This window comes from Streptomyces sp. NBC_00457 (genome assembly GCF_036014015.1).
GTDB lineage: Bacteria > Actinomycetota > Actinomycetes > Streptomycetales > Streptomycetaceae > Streptomyces.
On sequence record NZ_CP107905.1, the window covers coordinates 5,941,560 to 5,962,211 of the forward strand.

24 protein-coding genes are annotated in these 20,652 nt (G+C 70.1%); 14 read left to right on the top strand and 10 right to left on the bottom strand.

Features of this window, described 5'->3' with window-relative positions; translation table 11 throughout:
* Positions 1–84: 84 nt before the first annotated feature.
* From OG828_RS27095 to OG828_RS27110, 4 genes are all read left to right on the top strand, one after another.
* Positions 85–906 carry an alpha/beta fold hydrolase gene (locus tag OG828_RS27095; RefSeq protein ID WP_328502567.1) on the top strand — a complete coding sequence of 274 codons (822 nt, stop codon included), beginning with the start codon at positions 85–87 and terminating at the stop codon, positions 904–906.
* Between the two features lie 76 nt (positions 907–982).
* Entirely contained in the window at positions 983–1,819 is an 837-nt protein-coding gene (locus OG828_RS27100; protein ID WP_328502568.1) for an alpha/beta fold hydrolase, read from the top strand.
* A gap of 14 nt (positions 1,820–1,833) precedes the next feature.
* The gene (locus tag OG828_RS27105; protein ID WP_328362181.1) at positions 1,834–2,628 is read left to right on the top strand and encodes an alpha/beta hydrolase; all 795 of its coding nucleotides are present in this window, start codon (positions 1,834–1,836) and stop codon (positions 2,626–2,628) included.
* Between the two features lie 89 nt (positions 2,629–2,717).
* Positions 2,718–3,575, top strand: coding sequence for an MBL fold metallo-hydrolase (locus tag OG828_RS27110; RefSeq protein WP_328439979.1), 858 nt, complete (start codon positions 2,718–2,720; stop codon positions 3,573–3,575).
* A 22-nt stretch (positions 3,576–3,597) separates the two neighbouring features.
* Here OG828_RS27110 and OG828_RS27115 read toward each other — a convergent pair whose 3' ends face one another.
* A complete protein-coding gene (locus OG828_RS27115) occupies positions 3,598–3,864 on the bottom strand; it encodes a hypothetical protein (protein WP_328362187.1) in 267 nt (88 codons plus the stop codon).
* A 181-nt stretch (positions 3,865–4,045) separates the two neighbouring features.
* Positions 4,046–5,296: an MDR family MFS transporter gene (locus tag OG828_RS27120; protein ID WP_328502569.1), complete on the bottom strand. Its 1,251-nt coding sequence runs from the start codon at positions 5,294–5,296 to the stop codon at positions 4,046–4,048.
* Between the two features lie 190 nt (positions 5,297–5,486).
* Between OG828_RS27120 and OG828_RS27125 the strand changes: the two genes are divergently transcribed.
* Positions 5,487–6,248, top strand: coding sequence for a phosphoglyceromutase (locus OG828_RS27125; RefSeq protein WP_328502570.1), 762 nt, complete (start codon positions 5,487–5,489; stop codon positions 6,246–6,248).
* A gap of 103 nt (positions 6,249–6,351) precedes the next feature.
* On the opposite strand, the gene OG828_RS27130 is transcribed toward OG828_RS27125, so the two are convergent.
* Complete coding sequence (locus OG828_RS27130; RefSeq protein ID WP_328502571.1) at positions 6,352–6,978, bottom strand: dihydrofolate reductase family protein; 627 nt, start codon at positions 6,976–6,978, stop codon at positions 6,352–6,354.
* Between the two features lie 64 nt (positions 6,979–7,042).
* On the bottom strand, positions 7,043–7,240 hold the full coding sequence (locus OG828_RS27135) for a hypothetical protein (RefSeq protein WP_328362199.1): 198 nt from the start codon (positions 7,238–7,240) through the stop codon (positions 7,043–7,045).
* Between the two features lie 165 nt (positions 7,241–7,405).
* On the opposite strand from OG828_RS27135, the gene OG828_RS27140 reads away from it, so the two are divergent.
* Positions 7,406–7,852 (top strand): VOC family protein, encoded by a 447-nt coding sequence (locus OG828_RS27140; protein WP_328502572.1) that lies wholly within the window; start codon positions 7,406–7,408, stop codon positions 7,850–7,852.
* A gap of 37 nt (positions 7,853–7,889) precedes the next feature.
* Here OG828_RS27140 and OG828_RS27145 read toward each other — a convergent pair whose 3' ends face one another.
* The 3 genes from OG828_RS27145 to phoU all read right to left on the bottom strand — a co-directional run bounded on the left by OG828_RS27145 (position 7,890) and on the right by phoU (position 9,251).
* Positions 7,890–8,138, bottom strand: coding sequence for an SCO4226 family nickel-binding protein (locus OG828_RS27145; RefSeq protein ID WP_328502573.1), 249 nt, complete (start codon positions 8,136–8,138; stop codon positions 7,890–7,892).
* Positions 8,139–8,263: 125 nt separating this feature from the next.
* Positions 8,264–8,428 carry a hypothetical protein gene (locus tag OG828_RS27150; protein ID WP_301982014.1) on the bottom strand — a complete coding sequence of 55 codons (165 nt, stop codon included), beginning with the start codon at positions 8,426–8,428 and terminating at the stop codon, positions 8,264–8,266.
* A 121-nt stretch (positions 8,429–8,549) separates the two neighbouring features.
* Entirely contained in the window at positions 8,550–9,251 is a 702-nt protein-coding gene (phoU, locus tag OG828_RS27155) for a phosphate signaling complex protein PhoU (protein WP_328502574.1), read from the bottom strand.
* A gap of 235 nt (positions 9,252–9,486) precedes the next feature.
* Here phoU and OG828_RS27160 point away from each other — a divergent pair, with 235 nt between their 5' ends.
* Positions 9,487–10,767 (top strand): sensor histidine kinase, encoded by a 1,281-nt coding sequence (locus OG828_RS27160; protein ID WP_328439987.1) that lies wholly within the window; start codon positions 9,487–9,489, stop codon positions 10,765–10,767.
* Entirely contained in the window at positions 10,764–11,444 is a 681-nt protein-coding gene (locus tag OG828_RS27165) for a response regulator transcription factor (RefSeq protein ID WP_015659563.1), read from the top strand. Before OG828_RS27160 ends, OG828_RS27165 begins: the two co-directional genes overlap by 4 nt.
* Positions 11,445–11,564: 120 nt before the next feature.
* On the opposite strand, the gene OG828_RS27170 is transcribed toward OG828_RS27165, so the two are convergent.
* On the bottom strand, positions 11,565–12,230 hold the full coding sequence (locus OG828_RS27170; protein WP_328502575.1) for a copper chaperone PCu(A)C: 666 nt from the start codon (positions 12,228–12,230) through the stop codon (positions 11,565–11,567).
* 624 nt (positions 12,231–12,854) lie between these two features.
* On the opposite strand from OG828_RS27170, the gene OG828_RS27175 reads away from it, so the two are divergent.
* The 6 genes from OG828_RS27175 (at position 12,855) to OG828_RS27200 (ending at position 19,198) form a co-directional block, all read left to right on the top strand.
* Positions 12,855–13,337 (top strand): CarD family transcriptional regulator, encoded by a 483-nt coding sequence (locus OG828_RS27175; protein ID WP_003953493.1) that lies wholly within the window; start codon positions 12,855–12,857, stop codon positions 13,335–13,337.
* Between the two features lie 294 nt (positions 13,338–13,631).
* On the top strand, positions 13,632–14,384 hold the full coding sequence (ispD, locus tag OG828_RS27180; RefSeq protein WP_328502576.1) for a 2-C-methyl-D-erythritol 4-phosphate cytidylyltransferase: 753 nt from the start codon (positions 13,632–13,634) through the stop codon (positions 14,382–14,384).
* Positions 14,374–14,865, top strand: coding sequence for a 2-C-methyl-D-erythritol 2,4-cyclodiphosphate synthase (gene ispF / locus OG828_RS27185; RefSeq protein WP_328502577.1), 492 nt, complete (start codon positions 14,374–14,376; stop codon positions 14,863–14,865). Before ispD ends, ispF begins: the two co-directional genes overlap by 11 nt.
* Before the next feature lie 129 nt (positions 14,866–14,994).
* Positions 14,995–16,395 (top strand): cysteine--tRNA ligase, encoded by a 1,401-nt coding sequence (gene cysS / locus OG828_RS27190; protein ID WP_328439991.1) that lies wholly within the window; start codon positions 14,995–14,997, stop codon positions 16,393–16,395.
* 100 nt (positions 16,396–16,495) lie between these two features.
* Positions 16,496–17,437, top strand: coding sequence for a 23S rRNA (guanosine(2251)-2'-O)-methyltransferase RlmB (rlmB, locus tag OG828_RS27195; RefSeq protein ID WP_328439992.1), 942 nt, complete (start codon positions 16,496–16,498; stop codon positions 17,435–17,437).
* Positions 17,438–17,560: 123 nt separating this feature from the next.
* A complete protein-coding gene (locus OG828_RS27200; RefSeq protein ID WP_328442411.1) occupies positions 17,561–19,198 on the top strand; it encodes a DoxX family protein in 1,638 nt (545 codons plus the stop codon).
* 134 nt (positions 19,199–19,332) lie between these two features.
* Here the strand turns inward: OG828_RS27200 and OG828_RS27205 are convergent, their stop codons facing one another.
* Together OG828_RS27205 and OG828_RS27210 are read right to left on the bottom strand one after the other, a co-directional pair.
* Positions 19,333–20,073 (bottom strand): nucleotidyltransferase family protein, encoded by a 741-nt coding sequence (locus OG828_RS27205; protein ID WP_328502578.1) that lies wholly within the window; start codon positions 20,071–20,073, stop codon positions 19,333–19,335.
* Positions 20,074–20,177: 104 nt separating this feature from the next.
* Positions 20,178–20,624 carry a hypothetical protein gene (locus tag OG828_RS27210; RefSeq protein ID WP_328362233.1) on the bottom strand — a complete coding sequence of 149 codons (447 nt, stop codon included), beginning with the start codon at positions 20,622–20,624 and terminating at the stop codon, positions 20,178–20,180.
* Between the last annotated feature and the right edge of the window lie 28 nt (positions 20,625–20,652).

Sequence of the window (20,652 nt, forward strand, 5' to 3'; positions counted from 1 at the left end):
CGCGGCGCGCACGGTAAACACCCGCTCCTGCGGCGCTGACAGGATCGCCCGAGTCGCAGACCCCCCGAAGTCGGGAGCATTGCCATGGGCTTCATCTCCACAAACGACGGCACGGAGATCTTCTACAAGGACTGGGGCAGCGGACAGCCGGTCGTGTTCAGCCACGGCTGGCCACTGAACGCCGACACCTGGGACGACCAGCTGCACCTCGTCGCCTCGCACGGCTACCGCGCGATCGCCCACGACCGCCGCGGCCATGGCCGGTCGGCGCAGCCGTGGCACGGCAACGACATGGACACGTACGCCGACGATCTCGCCCGGCTGATCGAGACCCTCGACCTGCACGACGTCGTACTCGTCGGACACTCGACCGGCGGCGGCGAGGTGACCCGCTACATCGGCCGGCACGGCACCGCCCGGGTCGCCAAAGCGGTCCTGTTGGGCGCGGTCCCGCCCCTCATGCTCAAGACGGACGCCAATCCCCAGGGGCTGCCGATCGAGGTGTTCGACGGCATCCGCGCGGGTGTGGCAGCCGACCGGTCGCAGTTCTACGCCGAACTCAGCCTGCCCTTCTTCGGTTTCAACCGGCCCGGGGCGGTGGTCTCGCAGGGCCTGCGCGACTCGTTCTGGATGTGGAGCATGCAGGTCGGACTCAAGGGCGCCCTGGACTGCATCCGCGCGTTCTCCGAGACCGACTTCACCGAGGACCTCAAGCGTTTCGACGTACCCACGCTGATCGCGCACGGCGACGACGACCAGATCGTCCCGATCGTGGCCGGCGGCCTGGAGTCGGCCAAGATCGTCAAAGACGCGAGGCTGAAGGTCTATCCGGGCGCACCGCACGGACTGGTGGGCGCGTACAAGGACGAGTTCAACGCCGACTTGCTCGCGTTCCTGGCCTCCTGATCCCCGCCACCAGCAACATCACGGCACCCGCGGACAGCTCAGCGCACTCCAACCCTCCTTTTCGAAAGGGTTCTTCATGCGTGTTCCTGCACTGCGCCGACTGCTGACGGCACTGGCCGCCGTCGTTCTCATCGTGGGCGGGGCGGTCTCCGCACAGGCGACGTCCCAGAGACCCACGCAGGCCGAGCAGGCCGGGGCGAAGGGGCCGAAGCCGACCGTCGTGCTCGTACACGGCGCGTTCGCCGACGCCTCCGGCTTCGACGACACCATCGCACTGCTGCAGAAGTCCGGCTTTCCGGTCCTCGCCCCGGCCAACCCGCTACGTGACACCGCGGGCGACGCCGCCTACATCTCCAGGTTCCTCGACACCATTCCCGGCCCGGTGATCCTGGCCGCCCACTCCTACGGCGGCGTCGTCATCACCAATGCCGCGCGTGGCCACGCCAACGTCAAGGCCCTGGTGTATCTGGGGGCGTTCGCGCCCGACGAGGGCGAGAGCGCGCTGCAGCTGGCACAGCAGTTCCCCGGAAGTGAGCTGGGCACCGCTCTCGTCCCGCGCCCCTACCCGCTGCCCGGCGGCGAGGGCACCGACGGCTACATCGCACCCGAGAAGTTCCGCGCGGTGTTCGCCGCCGATCTGCCCGCTTCCAGGACCCGTCTGATGGCGGCCACCCAGCGTCCCGGCTCCGTCGAGGGCCTCAGCGGCGGAAGCGGTGCCCCGGCCTGGAAGTCGATCCCGTCCTGGTACCTGATCCCGACCCAGGACAAGGTCATCCCGCCCGCCGCCCAGCGGTTCATGGCCAAGCGCGCCGGCAGCAGGGTGACCGAGATCCGGTCCTCGCACGTGGTCATGATGTCCCACCCGGACGCCGCCGCCCGCATCATCAACGCGGCCTACGCCGCGACCCGTTGAAGGAGCGAAGGCTCATGAAACCCGACACCGTCGTCCTGGTCCACGGCTTCTGGGTGACCCCGCGCAGCTGGGAGCACTGGATCACCCGCTACCAGTCCCAGGGCTTCCGGGTGCTGGCCCCCGCCTACCCCGGATTCGAGGCGGAGGTGGAGGCCCTCAACGCCGACCCCACCCCGATCGAGGAACTCTCCGTCCCCGCGGTCGTCGCGTCCCTGGAGAAGCTGATCGACGGCCTCGACACCAAGCCGATCATCATGGGCCACTCCGCCGGCGGGGCGATCACCCAGATCCTGCTGGACCACGGATACGGCAGCGCCGGCGTGGCCATGAACTCCGTACCCACCGAAGGCGTCGTCACGGTCCCGTTCTCCCAGCTGAAGGCGGCCTTCCCCGTGCTGAAGAACCCCGCCAACCGGCACAAGGCGGTCGGACTCACCTTCGACCAGTGGCGGTACGCCTTCACCAACACCTTCCCCGAGGACGAGGCCCGCGCCCTGTACGAGCGCTACCACGTCCCCGCATCCGGGCACGTCTTCTGGGACAACGTGCTGGCCAACATCCAGCCCGGCCACGCCGACACGTACGTCAACTATCACAACGACGACCGGGCGCCGCTGCTGTTCATCGCGGGCGAGAACGACCATCTGATGCCACCGAAGGTCCAGCGGTCCAATGCCAAGCACTACAAGTCGAACACCACCGTCACCGAGGTCGTCGAGTACGCCGGCCGATCCCACCTGATGCCCGCCCAGAAGGGCTGGGAGGAGATCGCCGACCATGCCCTGAGCTGGGCCCTCGATCACTCCTGACACACGCCGGCCGACTTCGGACGGGCGGTCCGTCCGGAGTCGGCGGCGGGAGGGGCCCAGAGCGCTCAAGCCACAGGAGGCGGAGCCCAATGACGGAAGTCCGGTTCACTCACATCGGCGGCCCCACCGTCCTCATCGAGTTCGCCGGCTGGCGGCTGCTGACCGACCCGACGTTCGATCCACCCGGTCGCACGTACGCGTTCGGCTGGGGCACGTCCTCCCGCAAACTCACCGGCCCGGCCGTGCTTCCCGACGACGTCGGACCGGTCGACGCGATACTGCTCACCCACGACCACCACGCCGACAACCTCGACGACGCCGGACGGGCCATGCTCGCCGGTGCCGGCACCGTGGTGACCACCCGGGCGGGGGCACGCAGGCTGAACGGAGCCGTACGGGGACGGAGAGCCGGACAAGGGCTGGGTCCCGTACGGGGATTGAGAGCCGCACAGGGTTTGAGGGCCGGACATACGACCCGGCTGGAGGCGCCGGACCGCCCGCCCATCGACGTCACCGCCACTCCCTGCCGGCACGGCCCGCCCTTCAGCCGCCCCGTCGCCGGAGCCGTCGTCGGATTCGCCCTCACCTGGCCCGGACAGCATCACGGGCCGCTGTGGATCACCGGCGATACGGTCCTGTACCCCGCGGTCCGCAAGACCGCCGCAGCCCTGCGCCCCGGCACCGTGCTGCTCCACCTGGGCGGCGTCCGCTTCCCCCTCACCGGCCCCGCCCGCTACACCATGACCGCCGCCGATGCCCTGGACCTGTGCGACACCATCCGCCCCCACACCGTCCATCCGGTCCACTACGAAGGCTGGCAGCACTTCCGAGAGGGTCCCGAAGCCCTCACCGCGAAGCTGGAGTCCGCCGCTTCCGCCGCTTCCGCCGAGTCCGGAAAGGCGTTCACGTGGCTGCCCCGCGGCAGTGCACATCTGACCGTGGTCTGACGGTCCTGCGCCCAGGCGGAGTTCATGCGCTCGAGGTCAGTTGTGGGTGGTTGTCGGTGCCTGCATGGGAGAGGAAGAGTGCGTTCGCCCGGGTCGTACGGGCCAAGCGTGCCCGGTCCTGGATCCGGCCGCCGGGGAAGTCGTACTCCGCATCGCGGGAAGCGTCCCGGTCGAGCCAGACCTGACGTCGCCCGCGAGGGTAGGCGTGCAGCCACTCGGCCTCCACGCGGGTCGTGCCGAGCTCGTAGCCGTAGGTCCAGCGGATGCCGTATGCCGCGACGAAGTCCACCTCGTAGAGAGTTGAGTACCGCGTTGCGCATGTCGGCGAGAGCGGCGAGGACGTTGCACTTCCCCGAGGCGTCGGCACCGAAGATCCCGAGCAGGGGTAGACCTCTACTTGAAGGACAGCTCCTGCTCGTCGCGGCCAGAGTAGTGCCGTGATCACCTGACGGCCTACCGGACGGAGGAGGTCAGGCCGTGCTGACCTCTGTTTTCGCGGCGGACGCCTCCGGCGCCGGGTCCTGGGACGGAAGCCGCCGCATCAGGACGCCGTACCCGAGCCCCGTCACCGTCCCGATGACCGCGCACAGCCCCCACAACCACTCCGCCCCCCACCGGTCGATGACGACGCCGGACATCAGCGGGGCGACGAGGGAGGCCACCGCCCAGGACATGGTGTACATGCCCTGGTAGCGCCCGCGGCCGTGCACCGGAGACAGGCGGACGACGAGGCTGGTCTGGGTCGGGGCGTTGACGATCTCGGCGAGGGTCCAGACGCAGACGGTGAGGGCGAAGACGCCGACCGAGCCGGCGAAGGCGGTGAGGCCGAAGCCGTAGCCGGCGAGGAGGGCGGAGATCACGAGCAGGCGTCCGGGGTCCCGGTGTTCGATGTAGCGGGTGACCGGGATCTGGAGGACGACGATCAGGACGCCGTTGACGGCGATGGCCAGGCCGTAGTCGGCCGGCGTGAATCCGGCCTCGCCCATCGCCACCGGCAGGCCCACCATGCCCTGCTGGAAGATCAGGGCGATCAGGAAGGACAGGCCGACGACGCCCATGAAGCGGCCGTCGCGCAGGACCGTGCCGAGGCCGGTGTCGTCCGCCGCCTTCTCGGCCGCGGTGCGTTCGGGGCGGGACTCCGGCAGCTTCAGGAAGACCACGATGGCGCAGATCATGGTCATGCCCGCCTCGATGAGGAAGCCGGCGAGGTAGCTGAACTCGGCGATGAAGCCGGCCGCCATGGAGGAGACGGCGAACCCGAGGTTGATGGCCCAGTAGTTGAGGGAGAAGGCCCGCACCCGGTCCTCGGGGCGGACGATGTCGGCCATCATCGCCTGCACGGCGGGCCGGGAGGCGTTGCTGGCCATGCCGACCAGGAAGGCGACGGCGGCGATGGCGAGGGGGTGGTGCATGAACCCCAGCAGCGCGACGGAGACGGCCGTGGACGCCTGCGCCACGAGCAAGGTCGGCCGCCGCCCGAGCCGGTCCGTCAGCACGCCGGCGCCGACGGAGGAGACGACGCCGCCGAGTCCGTGGAGGGCGGCGACCAGACCGGCGTACGAGGCGGAGTAGCCGCGGTCGAGGGTGAGGTACAGCGCCATGAAGGTGGCGACGAAGCCGCCGAGCCGGTTGACGAGGGTGCTGGTCCACAGCCACCAGAACTCGCGGGGGAGTCCGGAGACGGATTCTCGGGCGGCGCGTCTCAGAGAGGCGAGCGACATCGGGTCCCCCACGGAAGTCAGCTGACTGTAAGCGGCTGCAATCGGCTGTATCGGCTGTAAGCGGCTCAGGCGGTGAGCACAACTTACGAGGGCGCTGTCGCGCGCGGCCACTCAATTAACAGATCCCGTCAACCGTCCGGTCCGCGGGCGGCCGCACAAGCGATCAAAGCCTTGGATTACGCTCGGACGCATGGCCGACGCACCGTACAAGCTGATCCTCCTCCGCCACGGCGAGAGCGAATGGAACGCGAAGAACCTGTTCACCGGCTGGGTGGACGTCAACCTCAACGAGAAGGGCGAGAAGGAGGCAGTCCGCGGCGGTGAGCTGCTCAAGGACGCCGGTCTGCTGCCCGACGTCGTACACACGTCCCTCCAGAAGCGCGCGATCCGCACCGCGCAGCTCGCGCTGGAGGCCGCCGACCGCCTCTGGATCCCGGTCCACCGCACCTGGCGCCTGAACGAGCGTCACTACGGCGCGCTCCAGGGCAAGGACAAGGCCCAGACCCTCGCCGAGTTCGGCGAGGAGCAGTTCATGCTGTGGCGCCGCTCGTACGACACGCCCCCGCCGCCGCTGGACCGCGACGCCGAGTACTCGCAGTTCGACGACCCGCGCTACGCGACCCTCCCGCCGGAGCTGCGCCCGCAGACGGAGTGCCTCAAGGACGTCGTCGTCCGCATGCTCCCGTACTGGTTCGACGGCATCGTCCCCGACCTCCTCACCGGCCGCACGGTCCTGGTAGCGGCCCACGGCAACTCCCTGCGCGCCCTCGTCAAGCACCTCGACGGCATCTCCGACGCGGACATCGCGGGCCTGAACATCCCGACGGGCATCCCGCTGTCGTACGAACTCGACGCCGACTTCAAGCCGGTGAACCCCGGCGGCACGTACCTCGACCCGGATGCGGCTGCGGCGGCCATCGAGGCGGTCAAGAATCAGGGGAAGAAGAAGTAGGGTTTGTGATCATGCCCCCGACCTGCGCATATGGCGCGATTCGGGGGCCCGATCGCACGCGCGGCGGTGCTGCCCAAGGCGATCTCATCGACGTCGACGGTGGTCAGCGGATCACCTCCAGGACGTCGTAGGTCAGGTGCGTCGCGGTCGACGTCGTTGTCACGCTCCGCTGCGCCAGCATCCGCGGTGGTCCGCCGGTGAACAGTGGCGTCCCGGCGCCCAGCACGACGGGCGCGAGGTGCAGCGTCAGTACGTCGACCAGCCCTGCGGCGAGCGCCGAGCGGACGGTGGCGCCGCCGCCCATGAGGACCACGTCGAGATCCTTGCCGCTGTCCGACGCCGCCGCCTCGGCACGCTCGCGCGCGACGGCGACAGCGTCGGGCAGACCCGTGGTGACGAACGTCCAGTCGAGGCCGGTGAGCCGCACCGCCTCGGGTTGCGAGCTCGTCACGACGACGAACGCGGGCTTGCCGACCTCGCCGGCGCCATAGCCGATCGTGTCGTCCCAGCCGCCCGGCCCGTCGACCACGTCGAATAGCTTGCGGCCGAGGACGACGGCGCCCGATCGGGCGGTCGCCTCCCCCAGAACCCGGCGGTCGTCGGGGTCGTCGGAGAACGCCCAGGTGTGCAGAGCCTCACCGCCCGTGCCCAGACCGTTGTCCGGGCCGGGGTCGGGCCCGGTGACGAAGCCGTCGAGGGACACCGAGATGTCAGCGATGATCCGAGTCATACCAGGGCAGACCCGCGCCACCGCCCAAACTCATCGCTGGAGGCGCAGCCGCCGCTGTACGGGCTCAAGCCGCCGCCTCCGCCAAGCGCTGAAACGCCTCCGTGGTGCGCGGGTGGACGATCTCGTCCAGGAGGTGGCGCCACTCGGGGTCGGGGAGGGTGGGGTGGGCCTGGTCCCAGGCGGTGAGCAGGAGGGCGAGTTCGGGGGCCTCAGGAAGGTCGGCCGTCGTCGGGCTGGTCTGTGTGGAGAGCAGCGAGTTCATGGGAGGTTCCTTCCGGAGGAGGACTGCCGGCCTCGGGGACCTGCTGGGTTCTACGATGTCGCCGTCCGCACGCCCGAACCATGGAGTGCCCTACCGAGTCGCGAGTGCAGGTAGCACCACCCCGTTCGTACGGCATTCCCGCCCCGCTCGCGGCACAGTGGACGTATGGACGCAGCGGACGCGCATCACACGAACCTGCTGGCCGGTGCGACACCGGCGACCCGGCTGCCCGCGCGGGATCTGGAGCGGGCGCGGCGCTTCTACTCCGAGCGGCTCGGTCTTGAGCCCGTCGAGGAGCGGCCCGGCGGGCTGAAGTACCGGACCGGTGGTGTGGAGTTCATCGTGTTCGAGTCGGCGGGATCCTCACCCGGCACCTTCACCCAGATGGCGTGGAAGGTCGACGACATCGAGGCGGTCGTCGCCGAACTCAAGGCGCGCGGCGTGGAGTTCGAGGACGTCGAGATGCCCGCGCTGTACGGCGGCGGGCGGACCGTGGACGGCATCCTCGAAGTCGAGGGCAACTACCCGAGCACCGGCGCACGCGGCGAACGCGGTGCGTGGTTCCGGGACAGCGAGGGGAACCTGCTCGCCATCGGGGCGCCGGTGATGTGAGGGACCGCCAAAGGTCGGCCCCTCACATCACTGGCCGTCAGATCGACAGCGGAACCCTGTGGACCTCGTCCGCCTTGTGCCCCGCCCGCTCGTGAATGCGCTGGACCGCCTCGGCCGAAGGCGCCTCGGAGAGGCAGTAGACGATGCCGGACTCCGGGTCCGCCCAGGCCCGCTCGAAGTGGACGCCCTCTTCCTTCTCGATGGCGAGGTCCGCCTGGTGGGCCTCCCTGAGCTGTTCGGCCGTAATGCCCTTCATCCCGGTGTGTACGTCCATGAACTGAGCCATGGCCTCGCACCTCCTTCTCGCCCGTGCGCTGCGCGTGCTCTTCCTCCATGCTGCGCCCGTACGGCCGTACCAACCAGCGCAGGGGCCCCGGCGCGATGCCGGGGCCCCTGCGAAGAACGGGTCGGTCAGCCGCACTGGCACGGATTGCCGGACTGGCATCCGCACTGGCAGCCCGAGCCGCAGCCGCACGCGCCGATCAAGGTCAGGCTCTTGATCTCGGCGGGCTGCTCGGTCGGACGTTCCTGGGTGGGGTCGGGTGTCGTACCGGAGATGCTGGGGGATTCGGCCATGGTCCCTCCTCAAGGCTGGAGCCTGTGCCCATTCCATGCCCGCCCAGCCGGTCGCATCAACGGCGCACGGAGGCTCTGACGCACGCCCCCGTGCGAAAGCCTCAGGCCCCCGTGCGGAGTCTCAGGAGCCCTCCGCGCCCGTCACCGGCTGGATGTCCGGCTGGATGTCGGACTGGAGCTCGTCCGCGTGCTCGCCGGTGACCAGGAACACGACGCGCTTGGCGACGGCCACGGCGTGGTCGGCGTAGCGCTCGTAGTAGCGGCCGAGCAGGGTGACGTCGACGGCGGTCTCGATGCCGTGCTTCCACTTCTCGTCCAGGAGGTGCTGGAAGAGCGTGCGGTGCAGCAGGTCCATCTCGTCGTCGTCCTGCTCGAGCTGCATCGCCAGGTCGACGTCCTTGGTGATGATGACCTCGGCGGCCTTCGCCATCAGGCGCTGGGCGAGCTGGCCCATCTCCAGGATGGTGGCGTGCAGGTCGTGGGGGACCGCGCGCTCCGGGAAGCGCAGCCGGGCCAGCTTGGCCACGTGCTGGGCCAGGTCGCCCGAGCGCTCCAGGTCGGCCGACATCCGCAGCGAGGTGACGACAATGCGCAGGTCGGTCGCCACCGGCTGCTGGCGCGCCAGCAGGGCTATGGCCCGGGCCTCGAGGTCGTGCTGGAGCTCGTCGACCTTCTTGTCGCCCTCGATGACGCTCTCGGCCAGCTTCAGGTCGGAGTCGAGGATCGCCGTCGTGGCGCGCCCGATCGCTGATCCGACCAGCCGGGCCATCTCGACCAGACCGTCACCGATCGAGTCGAGTTCCTCGTGGTACGCGTCCCGCATCAGGGTTCCTCTCGTACGTCTGTTTCAGTGGCAGCCGGGGGCCGGGCCCGGTGCATCAGGTTCTGCTGAAACCGGCGCTTCGCACCCCACGCTTCCACGTTCCGGCCCGTACGCGTCCGTTTTCGCCACCCCAAATGAACCAACCCTAGCTCCAAGGTGAACTCTGGGCGACGAGTGTTCGAGGTCGCACTCCGATGGCTGTGGGCATGGACTATCCCATGCCTAACCTGGATGCATGGACGTGAACGCGGCGGTCGCCGCAGCGGCAGCGATCGCCGGTGTGCTCACCGGTGTCATCGCCATGCTGGCGTTCCGCTGGAGCGAACGCGACCAGAAGCGACCCACGAGAACCTCTCTGCACACCGACCCGGTCCTGCCACCGGGCGTCGACACGGTGCTGTCCGTGCTGCGCTCCTCGGCCGTCGTCCTCGACGAGGGGGACGCCGTGGTCAAGGCCAGCTCGGCGGCGTACGCCCTGGGCCTGGTCCGCGGCGGCAAGCTCGCCGTGGAGCCGATGCTGCAGATGGCCCGCGACACCCGGCGGGACGGAGAGATACGCCAGGTGGAGCTGGACCTGCCGAGGAGAGGAACCGGCCGGGGCGAGGCCCTGGCCGTCTCCGCGCGCGTCGCGCCCCTCGGCTCCCGCCTCGTACTGCTCCTGGTCGAGGACCTCACCGAGGCCAGACGCATCGAGGCGGTACGGCGCGACTTCGTCGCGAACGTCAGCCATGAGCTGAAGACGCCGGTGGGCGCTCTCTCCCTCCTCTCCGAGGCCGTCATGGACGCCTCGGACGACCCGGAGGCCGTGGAGCGCTTCGCCGGCCGTATGCAGATAGAGGCGACCCGCCTGACCAACCTGGTCCAGGAACTCATCGACCTCTCCCGGGTGCAGAACGACGACCCGCTGGAGGACGCCGAGCCGGTCCGCGTCGACGAACTCGTCGCCGAGGCCATCGACCGCTGCCGGCACGCGGCCGGCACCAAGCAGATCACCATGGCCGCCGGCGGGACCGCCGACCTGCACCTCTGGGGCAACCGCGGCCAGCTCGCCGCGGCCCTCGGCAACCTCGTCGAGAACGCCGTCAACTACTCGCCCGCCCGCACCCGCGTCGGCATAGCCGCCCGTAAGGTGACCGCGTCAGGCGGTGCCCATATCGAGATCGCCGTGACCGATCAGGGCATCGGTATCTCGGAGAAGGACAAGGAGCGCGTCTTCGAGCGCTTCTACCGCGTCGACCCCGCCCGCTCCCGTGCCACAGGCGGTACGGGCCTCGGGCTGGCTATCGTCAAACACGTGGCCGCCTCGCACGGTGGGGAGGTCTCGGTGTGGAGTTCCGAGGGACAGGGCTCCACATTCACCCTGCGGCTGCCGGAGGCGGGTGTCGCCCGTGACCGTGCGACGCAGCACTCCGCCCTCGACGACGAGGCCGGACAGTCCGCACCCGCCGTCCCGTCCTCTGATTCCCCTGATTCATCCCAGTACGAACCGCTTCCCGCCCCGGAGGTCCTTCCGTGACCCGAGTGCTCGTCGTCGAGGACGAGGAGTCCTTCTCCGACGCCCTGTCGTACATGCTCCGCAAGGAGGGCTTCGAGGTCGCCGTCGCGACCACCGGGCCCGACGGACTCGACGAGTTCGAGCGCAACGGCGCCGACCTCGTCCTCCTCGACCTGATGCTGCCGGGCCTCCCCGGCACCGAGGTCTGCCGTCAGCTGCGCGGACGCTCCAACGTCCCCGTCATCATGGTGACCGCCAAGGACAGCGAGATCGACAAGGTGGTCGGCCTGGAAATAGGAGCCGACGACTACGTCACCAAGCCCTTCTCGTCGCGCGAGCTGGTCGCCCGTATCCGGGCCGTCCTGCGCCGCCGCGGCGAGCCGGAGGAGGTGACCCCGGCCGCCCTGGAGGCGGGCCCGGTCCGTATGGACGTGGACCGCCACGTCGTGACGGTCTCCGGCTCCAAGGTCGACCTCCCCCTCAAGGAGTTCGACCTCCTGGAGATGCTCCTGCGCAACGCCGGCCGCGTCCTCACCCGCATGCAGCTCATCGACCGCGTCTGGGGCGCCGACTACGTCGGCGACACCAAGACCCTCGACGTCCACGTCAAGCGCCTCCGCGCCAAGATCGAACCGGACCCGGGCGCGCCCAGGTACCTGGTGACGGTGCGTGGCCTGGGCTACAAGTTCGAGCCGTAAACCGAGGTGGCCGGCGCCGACGGACGGCCCCCGGCGCACTCGAGCCGCACCACCGCGTTCGTACGACGATGAAGGGCGGGACCTCCAGCGAGGTCCCGCCCTTCATCGTCGTACGGCTGCTCAGTGGCCGGCGGCCTCGTCCGAGGCGGACCCGGTGGGCGTGGCGCTCCCGGAGGCGGCGTCGCTCGGAGTGACGTCGCCGGAGGGGGAGGCCGACCCGGAGGGCGAGCCCGAGGCACCCTCGCCGGGCTTCCCGGAGCCGCCCGGCGCTGCCGGGACCTCGGTCGGGCCCCAGCTGGAGAAGTAGTGCTCGGCCGGGACGACGAAGGCCTCCAGGCTCACGTCGCCGGTCGTGGAGAAGGTGAACGTGACCTTCTGGGCGTCGCCGTCCTTCATGGCCTCGCGGCTGCCGGTGAGGACGGCGGAGGCGTTGTTCTCGCCGCCGAGGAGCAGCGAGCCCCCGGCCGGGATCGAGAGGTTCTTGCCCTTGGCCGCGGTCAGCTCGGCGGTGCCGGCGCCCTCCACGGTGATGGAGTCGAGCGTCTGCGCCGTGTTGCCGCTGTTGAACACGGTCGCGGAGATCGCCGCCGGGCCGGTCGACTCCTCGGCGGGCTGGGTGATGACCACGGCGTTCTGGATCTTGATGTCCCCGACGGTCGTGGCGGCGTTGTCCGGCTTGACCCCCAGGGTCTGGGCGTTGTTGCCGGCCGCGCACGCGGAGAGCGAGGCGATCGAGAACGCGATGGCGGCGGCGGCGAGGGCGCCGCGTCGAAGGCTGCTGCTCACGGCGGCGGCAACTCCTTGACTCGAACGGGGCGGGCGCGTAAATCCGCCCTAAGTGTCTGTCAGCGGCCTTAGGCTACCGACCCGTTCCCGCGCGACCGCACCCGACCCTCCCCAAGAGCCCCGCTTCCCTCACCGGGCGGCGGTCGGCGTACTCGCGGAAGTGACTCACGAGTCACTTTGCACCGGCACTCGTCGGCCATTCACATAAGTGGCCGAGATCGCGACGGCATAGTCGAACCACCGGTGCACAAACTTTCCGTGAAGGAATGCGCGGCCGCCCAGAGAATTGATCACCGACCGCCGCGCCGGTCCCCTGTGATCAATTCCGGATTCGTCGCGTACCCCACTCCAGGCACCGAACGGAGTAGCGGAAGTCGAGCACTTGGAACCGGACATATGGGGACGTTCGTCCACTTGGAGGGGCCTCCGGATGTGTGTAACGTACGCGTTTCACTTCCCCCGGAGAGCCGCTCCGACCTGCGAATACCTTCTTCCACTCGGCCCGCGAAGCACGTTCCTGTTGCTGTTGTCAAGCCCCGAGATATGCCCTGACCTGCGAAAACGCCATTCAGAACCCGCCGTTTCCGTGTTACTCTGGATAGCCACGGAAGGGGTACCTGTCACATGACGTTCAAGGTTGGCGACACCGTGGTCTATCCCCATCACGGGGCCGCGCTGATCGAGGCCATCGAAACTCGCCAGATCAAAGGCGTGGACAAGACCTACTTGGTGCTGAAGGTCGCCCAGGGTGACCTGACGGTGCGTGTGCCAGCGGACAATGCGGAGTTCGTCGGCGTGCGTGATGTGGTCGGTCAGGACGGGCTGGACCGGGTCTTCGAGGTGCTGCGCGCGCCGTACGCCGAGGAGCCCACGAACTGGTCTCGTCGTTACAAGGCAAATCTGGAGAAGCTCGCCTCCGGCGATGTCATCAAGGTCGCGGAAGTCGTACGTGACCTGTGGCGTCGTGAGCGCGAGCGTGGACTCTCCGCCGGTGAGAAGCGCATGCTCGCCAAGGCCCGCCAGATCCTGGTGAGCGAACTCGCCCTCGCGGAGAACACGAACGAGGACAAGGCCGAGGCCCTGCTCGACGAGGTCCTCGCGTCCTGACGCAGGCGACAACCACGCCGTACTGCCTCAAGTCACATGGAAATGCCGCGGTGCCCGATGACGTATGTTCTGTCGCCGGGCGCTGCGGCATGTTCGCGCCCAGCGCTGCCGCGGACACCGCGCGGTGATGTCGTACGCAATCCGTACGCCGAGGAAGGGGACCCCCGTACTTGGCGTGCCGGGCCCGGGCAGCTGGCTCGACCGGGGTCACGGAAGGGTTCCGGTCAAGGCGTCGCGCCCGGCACGGTGTGGCCATACCCAAGTAGGCCGAGCACACAAACCTGACAGGAACCGATGTCTGACGATTCGCGCCCTTCGCCCGCGTCCGCACGCACCGCGGCCGTGATTCCGGCCGCAGGTCGGGGTGTACGCCTCGGTCCGGGCGCCCCCAAGGCACTCCGTGCGCTGGGCGGCACCCCCATGCTGATCCACGCGGTGCGCGCGATGGCCGCGTCCCGTGCTGTCTCCCTCGTGGTCGTCGTGGCTCCGCCGGAGGGCGCCGGCGAGGTCAAGTCCATGCTGGACGCCCATGCGCTGCCGGAGCGGACGGACTTCCTCGTCGTGCCCGGCGGCGACTCCCGCCAGGAGTCGGTGAAGCTGGGCCTGGACGCCCTGCCCCCCGAGTACGACATCGTGCTGGTGCATGACGCGGCCCGGCCGCTCGTCCCCGTGGACACGGTGGACGCCGTGATCGAGGCGGTCCGCGAAGGCGCGCCGGCCGTGGTGCCCGCCCTTCCGCTCGCCGACACCGTCAAGCAGGTCGAGCCCGCGCCGGCGCCCGGCGACCCCGAGCCGGTCGTCGCCACGCCGGACCGCTCCCGTCTCCGCGCCGTGCAGACACCGCAGGGCTTCGACCGGGCGACGCTGGTCCGGGCACACGAGACGGTGACGGACGACGTCACCGACGACGCGAGCATGGTCGAGCACCTGGGGTCGCGGGTCGTCGTCGTGCCCGGCCACGAGGAGGCCTTCAAGGTCACACGCCCCCTCGACCTCGTCCTCGCGGAGGCCGTCCTCGCCCGCAGGAGGCTGAACGATGGCTTCTGAGGCACCGTTTCCCCAGGTCGGCATCGGCACCGACATCCACGCCTTCGAGAACGGCCGCGACCTGTGGTGCGCCGGCCTGAAGTGGGAGGGCGAGGGCCCGGGCCTGGCCGGACACTCCGACGCGGACGTCGTCGCCCACGCGGCCTGCAACGCGCTGTTCTCGGCCGCCGGGCTGGGCGACTTGGGCCAGCACTTCGGCACGGGCCGCCCCGAGTGGTCCGGCGCCTCCGGAATCACCCTCCTCGCCGAGGCCGCCCGCATCGTCCGCGACGCCGGCTTCCAGATCGGCAACATCGCGGTCCAGCTGGTCGGCACCAGGCCGAAGATCGGCAAGCGCCGGGAAGAGGCCCAGAAGATCCTGTCGGATGCGGCGGGTGCACCGGTGTCGGTGTCGGGGGCGACGACGGACGGGCTGGGGTTTCCGGGTCGGGGCGAGGGCTTGATGGCAGTGGCAACGGCGTTGGTGGTCAAGAGGGGCTGACTGGTCCCACCTAAAGGGGCGCGGGGCTGTATCGATATGCGGCTCCGCCGCGTGGGCGCGCCCAGCCCCCACCGGCCCGCACCCGACAACGTTCCCGCACACCCCTCACCGCCTACTACTCTGGACACCGTGACTATTCGCCTGTACGACACCAACGCCCGGCAGATCCGTGACTTCACCCCGCTCACGCCGGGCTGTGTCTCGATCTACCTGTGTGGCGCCACCGTGCAGGCCGCACCGCACATCGGACACGTCCGCTCCTACCTGAACTTCGACATCCTGCGCCGCTGGTTCCAGTACCGCGGCTACGACGTCACGTTCATCCGCAACGTCACCGACATCGACGACAAGATCATCGCCAAGGCCGCCGACCAGGGCCGCCCCTGGTGGTCCATCGGCTACGAGAACGAGCGCGCGTTCAACGACGGCTACAACGCCCTCGGTTGCCTGCCGCCGACGTACGAGCCCCGCGCCACCGGCCACATCACCGAGATGGTCGAGATGATGCGCGGCCTCATCGAGCGTGGACACGCCTACGAGGCCGACGGCAACGTCTACTTCGACGTGCGGTCGTTCCCGGAGTACCTCCAGCTGTCGAACCAGGAGCTGGACAACCTGCTCCAGCCCTCCGGCGAGGGCGAGACCGGCAAGCGGGACCAGCGTGACTTCGCCATGTGGAAGGCGGCGAAGCCCGGCGAGCCGTCGTGGGAGACGCCGTGGGGACGGGGCCGCCCCGGCTGGCACCTGGAGTGCTCGGCGATGGCCCACAAGTACCTGGGCTCCGCCTTCGACATCCACGGCGGCGGAATCGACCTGATCTTCCCGCACCACGAGAACGAGATCGCCCAGGCCAAGGGCTACGGCGACGAGTTCGCCCGGTACTGGCTGCACAACGCCTGGGTCACCATGAGCGGCGAGAAGATGTCGAAGTCGCTCGGCAACTCGGTGCTGGTCTCCGAGATGGTCAAGCAGTGGCGGCCCATCGTCCTGCGCTACTACCTCGGCACCCCGCACTACCGCTCGATGATCGAGTACAGCGAGGAGGCCCTGCGCGAGGCCGAGTCGGCGTTCGCGCGGATCGAGGGCTTCGTGCAGCGCGTCGTCGACCTGGCCGGGGGAGCCGTGGACCCCGCTCCCGAGGTGCCGCTCGCCTTCGCCGAGGCGATGGACGACGACCTGGGCGTCCCGCAGGCGCTCGCCGTCATCCACACCACCGTTCGGCAGGGCAACTCCGCGCTCGCGGCCGACGACAAGGAAGCCGCCGTGGCCCGCCTCGCGGAGGTCCGCGCCATGCTCGGCGTCCTCGGCCTGGACCCGCTCGACCCGCACTGGGCCGGGGAGAGCGACCGGGGCGAGGATCTCCATGGCGTCGTCGACAGCCTCGTACGCCTGGTCCTCGACCAGCGTGAAGCGGCCCGTTCCCGCAAGGACTGGGCCACCGCCGACGCCATCCGCGACCAGCTCAACCAGTCGGGTCTGGTCATCGAGGACAGCCCGACGGGCCCGCGCTGGACGCTCGGTCCGCGCTGAGCCTTTCTTGATCGATTGTGCCGCCCGGCCGTCCGGGCGGCACACTGCATAGACGCACATACGCATGCTCCGGCGTGCTCCGAGAACAGACAGGTAGGTCATGGCAGCCAACAACCGCCGCATGTCCGGCAAGAAGGGCGCGCAGGTCGGCAGTGGCGGCCAGCGGCGCCGGGGCCTGGAAGGCAAGGGCCCCACCCCGCCCGCCGAGATGCGCAAGGGACACAAGAAGAACCGCGTCGCCACCGCAAAGGCGAAGCAGTCGGTACGGCGTCCCGCGCCCCGCGGCCGCGGCGGCAAGTCGGCGTCCGAGCTGGTCGTCGGCCGCAACCCCGTCTACGAGGCGCTGCGCGAGGGCGTGCCCGCCACCACGCTGTACGTCCAGCAGTTCATCGACAACGACGAGCGCGTCCGCGAGGCACTCCAGCTCGCGGCCGAGCGCGGCGGCATCCACCTCATGGAGGCGCCGCGCCCCGAACTGGACCGCATGACCAACGGCCTCAACCACCAGGGCCTGGTCCTCCAGGTCCCGCCGTACGAGTACGCCCACCCCGAGGACCTCGCCGCCGCGGCCGCCGACGCGGGCGCGGACCCGCTCATCGTCGCCCTCGACGGCGTGACCGACCCGCGCAACCTCGGTGCCGTCGTCCGCTCCGTCTCCGCCTTCGGCGGCCACGGCGTCGTCGTACCGGAGCGCCGCGCGGCCGGCATGACCGCCGGAGCCTGGAAGACGTCCGCGGGCACCGCCGCCCGCACCCCGGTCGCCCGCGCCACGAACCTCACCCGCGCCCTGGAGTCGTACAAGAAGGCGGGCATCACGGTCGTCGGCCTCGCCGCCGACGGCGAGGTGGAGATCGGCGAGCTGGACGCCCTCGGCGGCCCGGTCGTCATCGTCGTCGGCAGCGAGGGCAAGGGCCTGTCCCGACTCGTCGGCGAAACCTGCGACTTCCGCGTACGGATCCCGATGCCGGGCGGCGCCGAGTCGCTCAACGCCGGTGTGGCGGCGGGCATCGTGCTGTACGAGGCGGCCCGGCGCCGGGTCTGAACACCCGTTCACGGGCTCGCCCGTGCGGGGTAATCCCGGCGTCCAGGACAACCTTGACGCGGTCCGGACACTTCCGGCGAGTCAAAGCAGTGTCCTAACTCCATGTCACTCGGTTAGTTGAGTGTGGACACCAGAACACCCCGCACACCCACGGGGGACCGCTCGTCGGGATACGACGACGCTCCCGCGCTGAGCATGGTGAAGGTGCCGAGCGATCCGGCGCAGGTCATCGTCAATCATGTGAGCTTCCGCGTGCAGTTGGGAGCCTCGACCCGGCGGACTCAATCCCCGCGGGTCGCACGGCACTTGAGCGCCACCGAGGACACCGCCCGCATCCCCGCCGCCTCCGCCCCGGGCGCCCGCCGCCGCGCCCCCGTCGTCTGGAGCGGGAAGTCCGACCCGGACGACACCGGCGCGCACCGGCTGCTCCAGGCGGTGCGCGGCGGCAGCGTCCGGCACGGCGAGGAGCCCGCCTCCGACGCCGCGGGAGCCACCCAGGTCATCCCGCGCATCGACGAGGGCGGCTACCGGCACGGCTACGGCGACGACCTCACGGAGCAGACCCTCGAAACCCCGATCGTCGGCGCCCAGCGCGGCAGCCCCGACGCCGGCGAGACCCGGCTCCTGCCCCAGATGCGCTCGGCCGGCAGCGCCTACGACGAACCCGCCTACCAGCGCGAGCGGTTCGACGAGGACCACGGCTACGAGGACGACGACGAGCCGGACACCGACGCGCCGAGCAAGCGCCACGGCGACGACCCGGCCCGGCACGCCTACTACCCCGGCCGCCGGATGAACCTCGGCGTCGTCCTGCTCCCGCTGCGCATCTTCCTCGGCTTCATCTCCATCTACGCCGGCATGGGCAAGCTCTGCGACCCCGTCTACTTCGACGGCGGCAAACGCGGTTCCATGACCAAGTGGCTCAACACCCTGCACCCGTGGGAAGTCGCCGAGCCGCTGCGCCAGTTCGCCCTCGAGCACCCCGTGGGCTCCGGCCTGGTCATCGCCTTCTTCCAGGTCATCGTGGGCGTCCTCACGGTCCTGGGCTGCTGGCAGCGGGTCGCCGCGGTCGTCGGGGCGCTGCTGTCGGCCGCGCTGCTCGTCACCGTCAGCTGGAAGAGCGTCCCCGCCTACGACGCCCCCGACATCATCTACCTCGCCGCCTGGTCCCCGCTGATCATCGCCGGCGCCCCCGTCTACTCCATCGACGGCCGCCTCGCCGGCGGCGCCTGGCGCCGTCTCGGCCCCCGCGCCGACATCTGGGAGCTGCGCCAGTACGTCCTGCGCCGCGGCGCCCTCATCGCCACCGTCGTCATCGGCCTCACCCTGCTCGTCGGCTCCCTGCTCGGCGGCGCCGTCCGCGACGCCGACCGCGTGGTCGTCCCCGGCCCCGGCGAGGCACCCCGCAACGAACTCCCGGGCTCCCCGCTCCCGAAGAAGCCCGGCACCAGCGCCCAGGAACGCACCCCGAGCGCCTCCAACCCACCCACCCAGGGCGCCACTTCAGGCACGGCCAGCCCCTCCGACGCCGCGACCACCCCCGACGCCACCCGAGACACCGGCACCCTCCCCGGCTCCCCCAGCCAAACCCAGGGCACCGCCGGCCAGGCCCCACCCCAACAGTCCTCCCCAGCCGACGAGGCCCCCAGCACCAGCACGGGCCCCACCTCAGGCGGCACCACCGGCACCCCGGGCGGCACCGGAGGCGGCGGAGACACCACCCCCGAGGAACCGGGCTTGGTGGGCGGCCTGTTGGGCTAGAGAGGCCTGTCATACGAGAAGGGGTCCTGCGCGAAATACGCGGGACCCCTTCGTCATACGGGGACTACAGCGCCCCTTTAGGGGCGCGGGGAACTGCGCGACAAGCCCCCACAAACCCGCACCCGACGAACGACCTAGAGGCCCCCACCCCGCAGCCCACGGAGTTCCTTCGCAGCCTCGGTCAAATCCTTCGCCGTATCAATGGCCCGCCAATACGCCCCCTGCGGAAGAGGAAACCCCGCCAACCGCCGCTCCCGAGCCAACCGCGGAAACGTCGTCCGCTCATGATCCCCCCGCTCCGGCAACATCCCGGCGAACTCGGGAGAGAACACGTACACCCCCGCATTGATCTCGAACGTCGACGGCGGCGCCTCGATGAAGTCCGTGATGTGACCGAACCCGTCCGTCCGCACCGCCCCCCACGGAATCCGCGGCCGGGCCAGCGCGAGCGTCGCTATGGCGTCCCGCTCGGCGTGGAAGTCGGCCATGTCACGCAGCGAGAACCGGGTCCAGATGTCGCCGTTGGTGGCGTACCAGTGCTGGTCCGGATGGGGAAGGTGCGCGGCGGCATACTTCAGGCCCCCGCCGCGCCCGAGCGGCTCGGTCTCGACGACGGTCGTGACCCGCACGGGAAGCTCCGCCGACTCCAGCCACTTCTGCAGGACGTCGGCAAGGTGGCCGCAGCTGACCACCACGTCCGTGACGCCCTCCTCGGCGAGCCAGACAAGCTGATGGCCGATGATCGGCGTCCCCGTTCCGGGGATCTCGACCATCGGCTTGGGCCGGTCGTCCGTGTAGGGGCGCAGCCGGGAGCCCTGGCCCCCGGCCAGGACGACGGCCTGGACAGGGCGAGACGCGGCGTTCGGATCGGTCATGACCGAACTGTACGTCGCGTCCCGCGCCCCTTATTTTGCGCTGCTCGACACCGGCGCGCCCCTACGGCTCCCCGTGCGCCGCTTCTGGCGGCAACCACTGACTCTCAGCTGTGCGCCCCCGCGACCCCCGAGGCGAACGAGGTGTCGCAGACCGGGCGGGAGAAGGACTGGGCCCGGTTCGCGCCGTAGACGCGGACCGCGGCGCGGCCGAGTTCGCGGGCGAGGGAGGCGCAGTGCTTGGCCAGGGACGGGCGCTCGTTGACCGCCTGTTGGAGGTGGGTGAGCGCGATGCCCGGGTCCTTCTCCTGGAGTTCGGTCAGGAGCTGCCGGCGCAGCACCTCCTGGGGGGCGCGCTTCTTGGCCGGCGCGGCCAGGTCCTCGGAGGACGCGGTGAGCACCGAGCTCGAGGAGGTCCCCGACCAGTTGACTCGGGTGACCGCGAGGGTCCCGGAGAGAACCAGGACGACGGGCAGGACGAGGGCGAGGGAGCGGCCGATCCGGCGGGCGGGGCCCCGGCCGCGTCGCGTCTGTTGAGTAGTGGAGTGCTTCACGCGAGTGAGGGTAGCGTCCGGTAATGAT

Coding starts and splice junctions, on each gene's coding strand:
- OG828_RS27095 (WP_328502567.1), top strand. CDS start 85: ATGGGCTTCATCTCCACAAACGACGGCACGGAGATCTTCTACAAGGAC.
- OG828_RS27100 (WP_328502568.1), top strand. CDS start 983: ATGCGTGTTCCTGCACTGCGCCGACTGCTGACGGCACTGGCCGCCGTC.
- OG828_RS27105 (WP_328362181.1), top strand. CDS start 1,834: ATGAAACCCGACACCGTCGTCCTGGTCCACGGCTTCTGGGTGACCCCG.
- OG828_RS27110 (WP_328439979.1), top strand. CDS start 2,718: ATGACGGAAGTCCGGTTCACTCACATCGGCGGCCCCACCGTCCTCATC.
- OG828_RS27120 (WP_328502569.1), bottom strand. CDS start 5,296: ATGTCGCTCGCCTCTCTGAGACGCGCCGCCCGAGAATCCGTCTCCGGA.
- OG828_RS27125 (WP_328502570.1), top strand. CDS start 5,487: ATGGCCGACGCACCGTACAAGCTGATCCTCCTCCGCCACGGCGAGAGC.
- OG828_RS27130 (WP_328502571.1), bottom strand. CDS start 6,978: ATGACTCGGATCATCGCTGACATCTCGGTGTCCCTCGACGGCTTCGTC.
- OG828_RS27135 (WP_328362199.1), bottom strand. CDS start 7,240: ATGAACTCGCTGCTCTCCACACAGACCAGCCCGACGACGGCCGACCTT.
- OG828_RS27140 (WP_328502572.1), top strand. CDS start 7,406: ATGGACGCAGCGGACGCGCATCACACGAACCTGCTGGCCGGTGCGACA.
- OG828_RS27145 (WP_328502573.1), bottom strand. CDS start 8,138: ATGGCTCAGTTCATGGACGTACACACCGGGATGAAGGGCATTACGGCC.
- OG828_RS27150 (WP_301982014.1), bottom strand. CDS start 8,428: ATGGCCGAATCCCCCAGCATCTCCGGTACGACACCCGACCCCACCCAG.
- phoU (WP_328502574.1), bottom strand. CDS start 9,251: ATGCGGGACGCGTACCACGAGGAACTCGACTCGATCGGTGACGGTCTG.
- OG828_RS27160 (WP_328439987.1), top strand. CDS start 9,487: ATGGACGTGAACGCGGCGGTCGCCGCAGCGGCAGCGATCGCCGGTGTG.
- OG828_RS27175 (WP_003953493.1), top strand. CDS start 12,855: ATGACGTTCAAGGTTGGCGACACCGTGGTCTATCCCCATCACGGGGCC.
- ispD (WP_328502576.1), top strand. CDS start 13,632: ATGTCTGACGATTCGCGCCCTTCGCCCGCGTCCGCACGCACCGCGGCC.
- ispF (WP_328502577.1), top strand. CDS start 14,374: ATGGCTTCTGAGGCACCGTTTCCCCAGGTCGGCATCGGCACCGACATC.
- rlmB (WP_328439992.1), top strand. CDS start 16,496: ATGGCAGCCAACAACCGCCGCATGTCCGGCAAGAAGGGCGCGCAGGTC.
- OG828_RS27205 (WP_328502578.1), bottom strand. CDS start 20,073: ATGACCGATCCGAACGCCGCGTCTCGCCCTGTCCAGGCCGTCGTCCTG.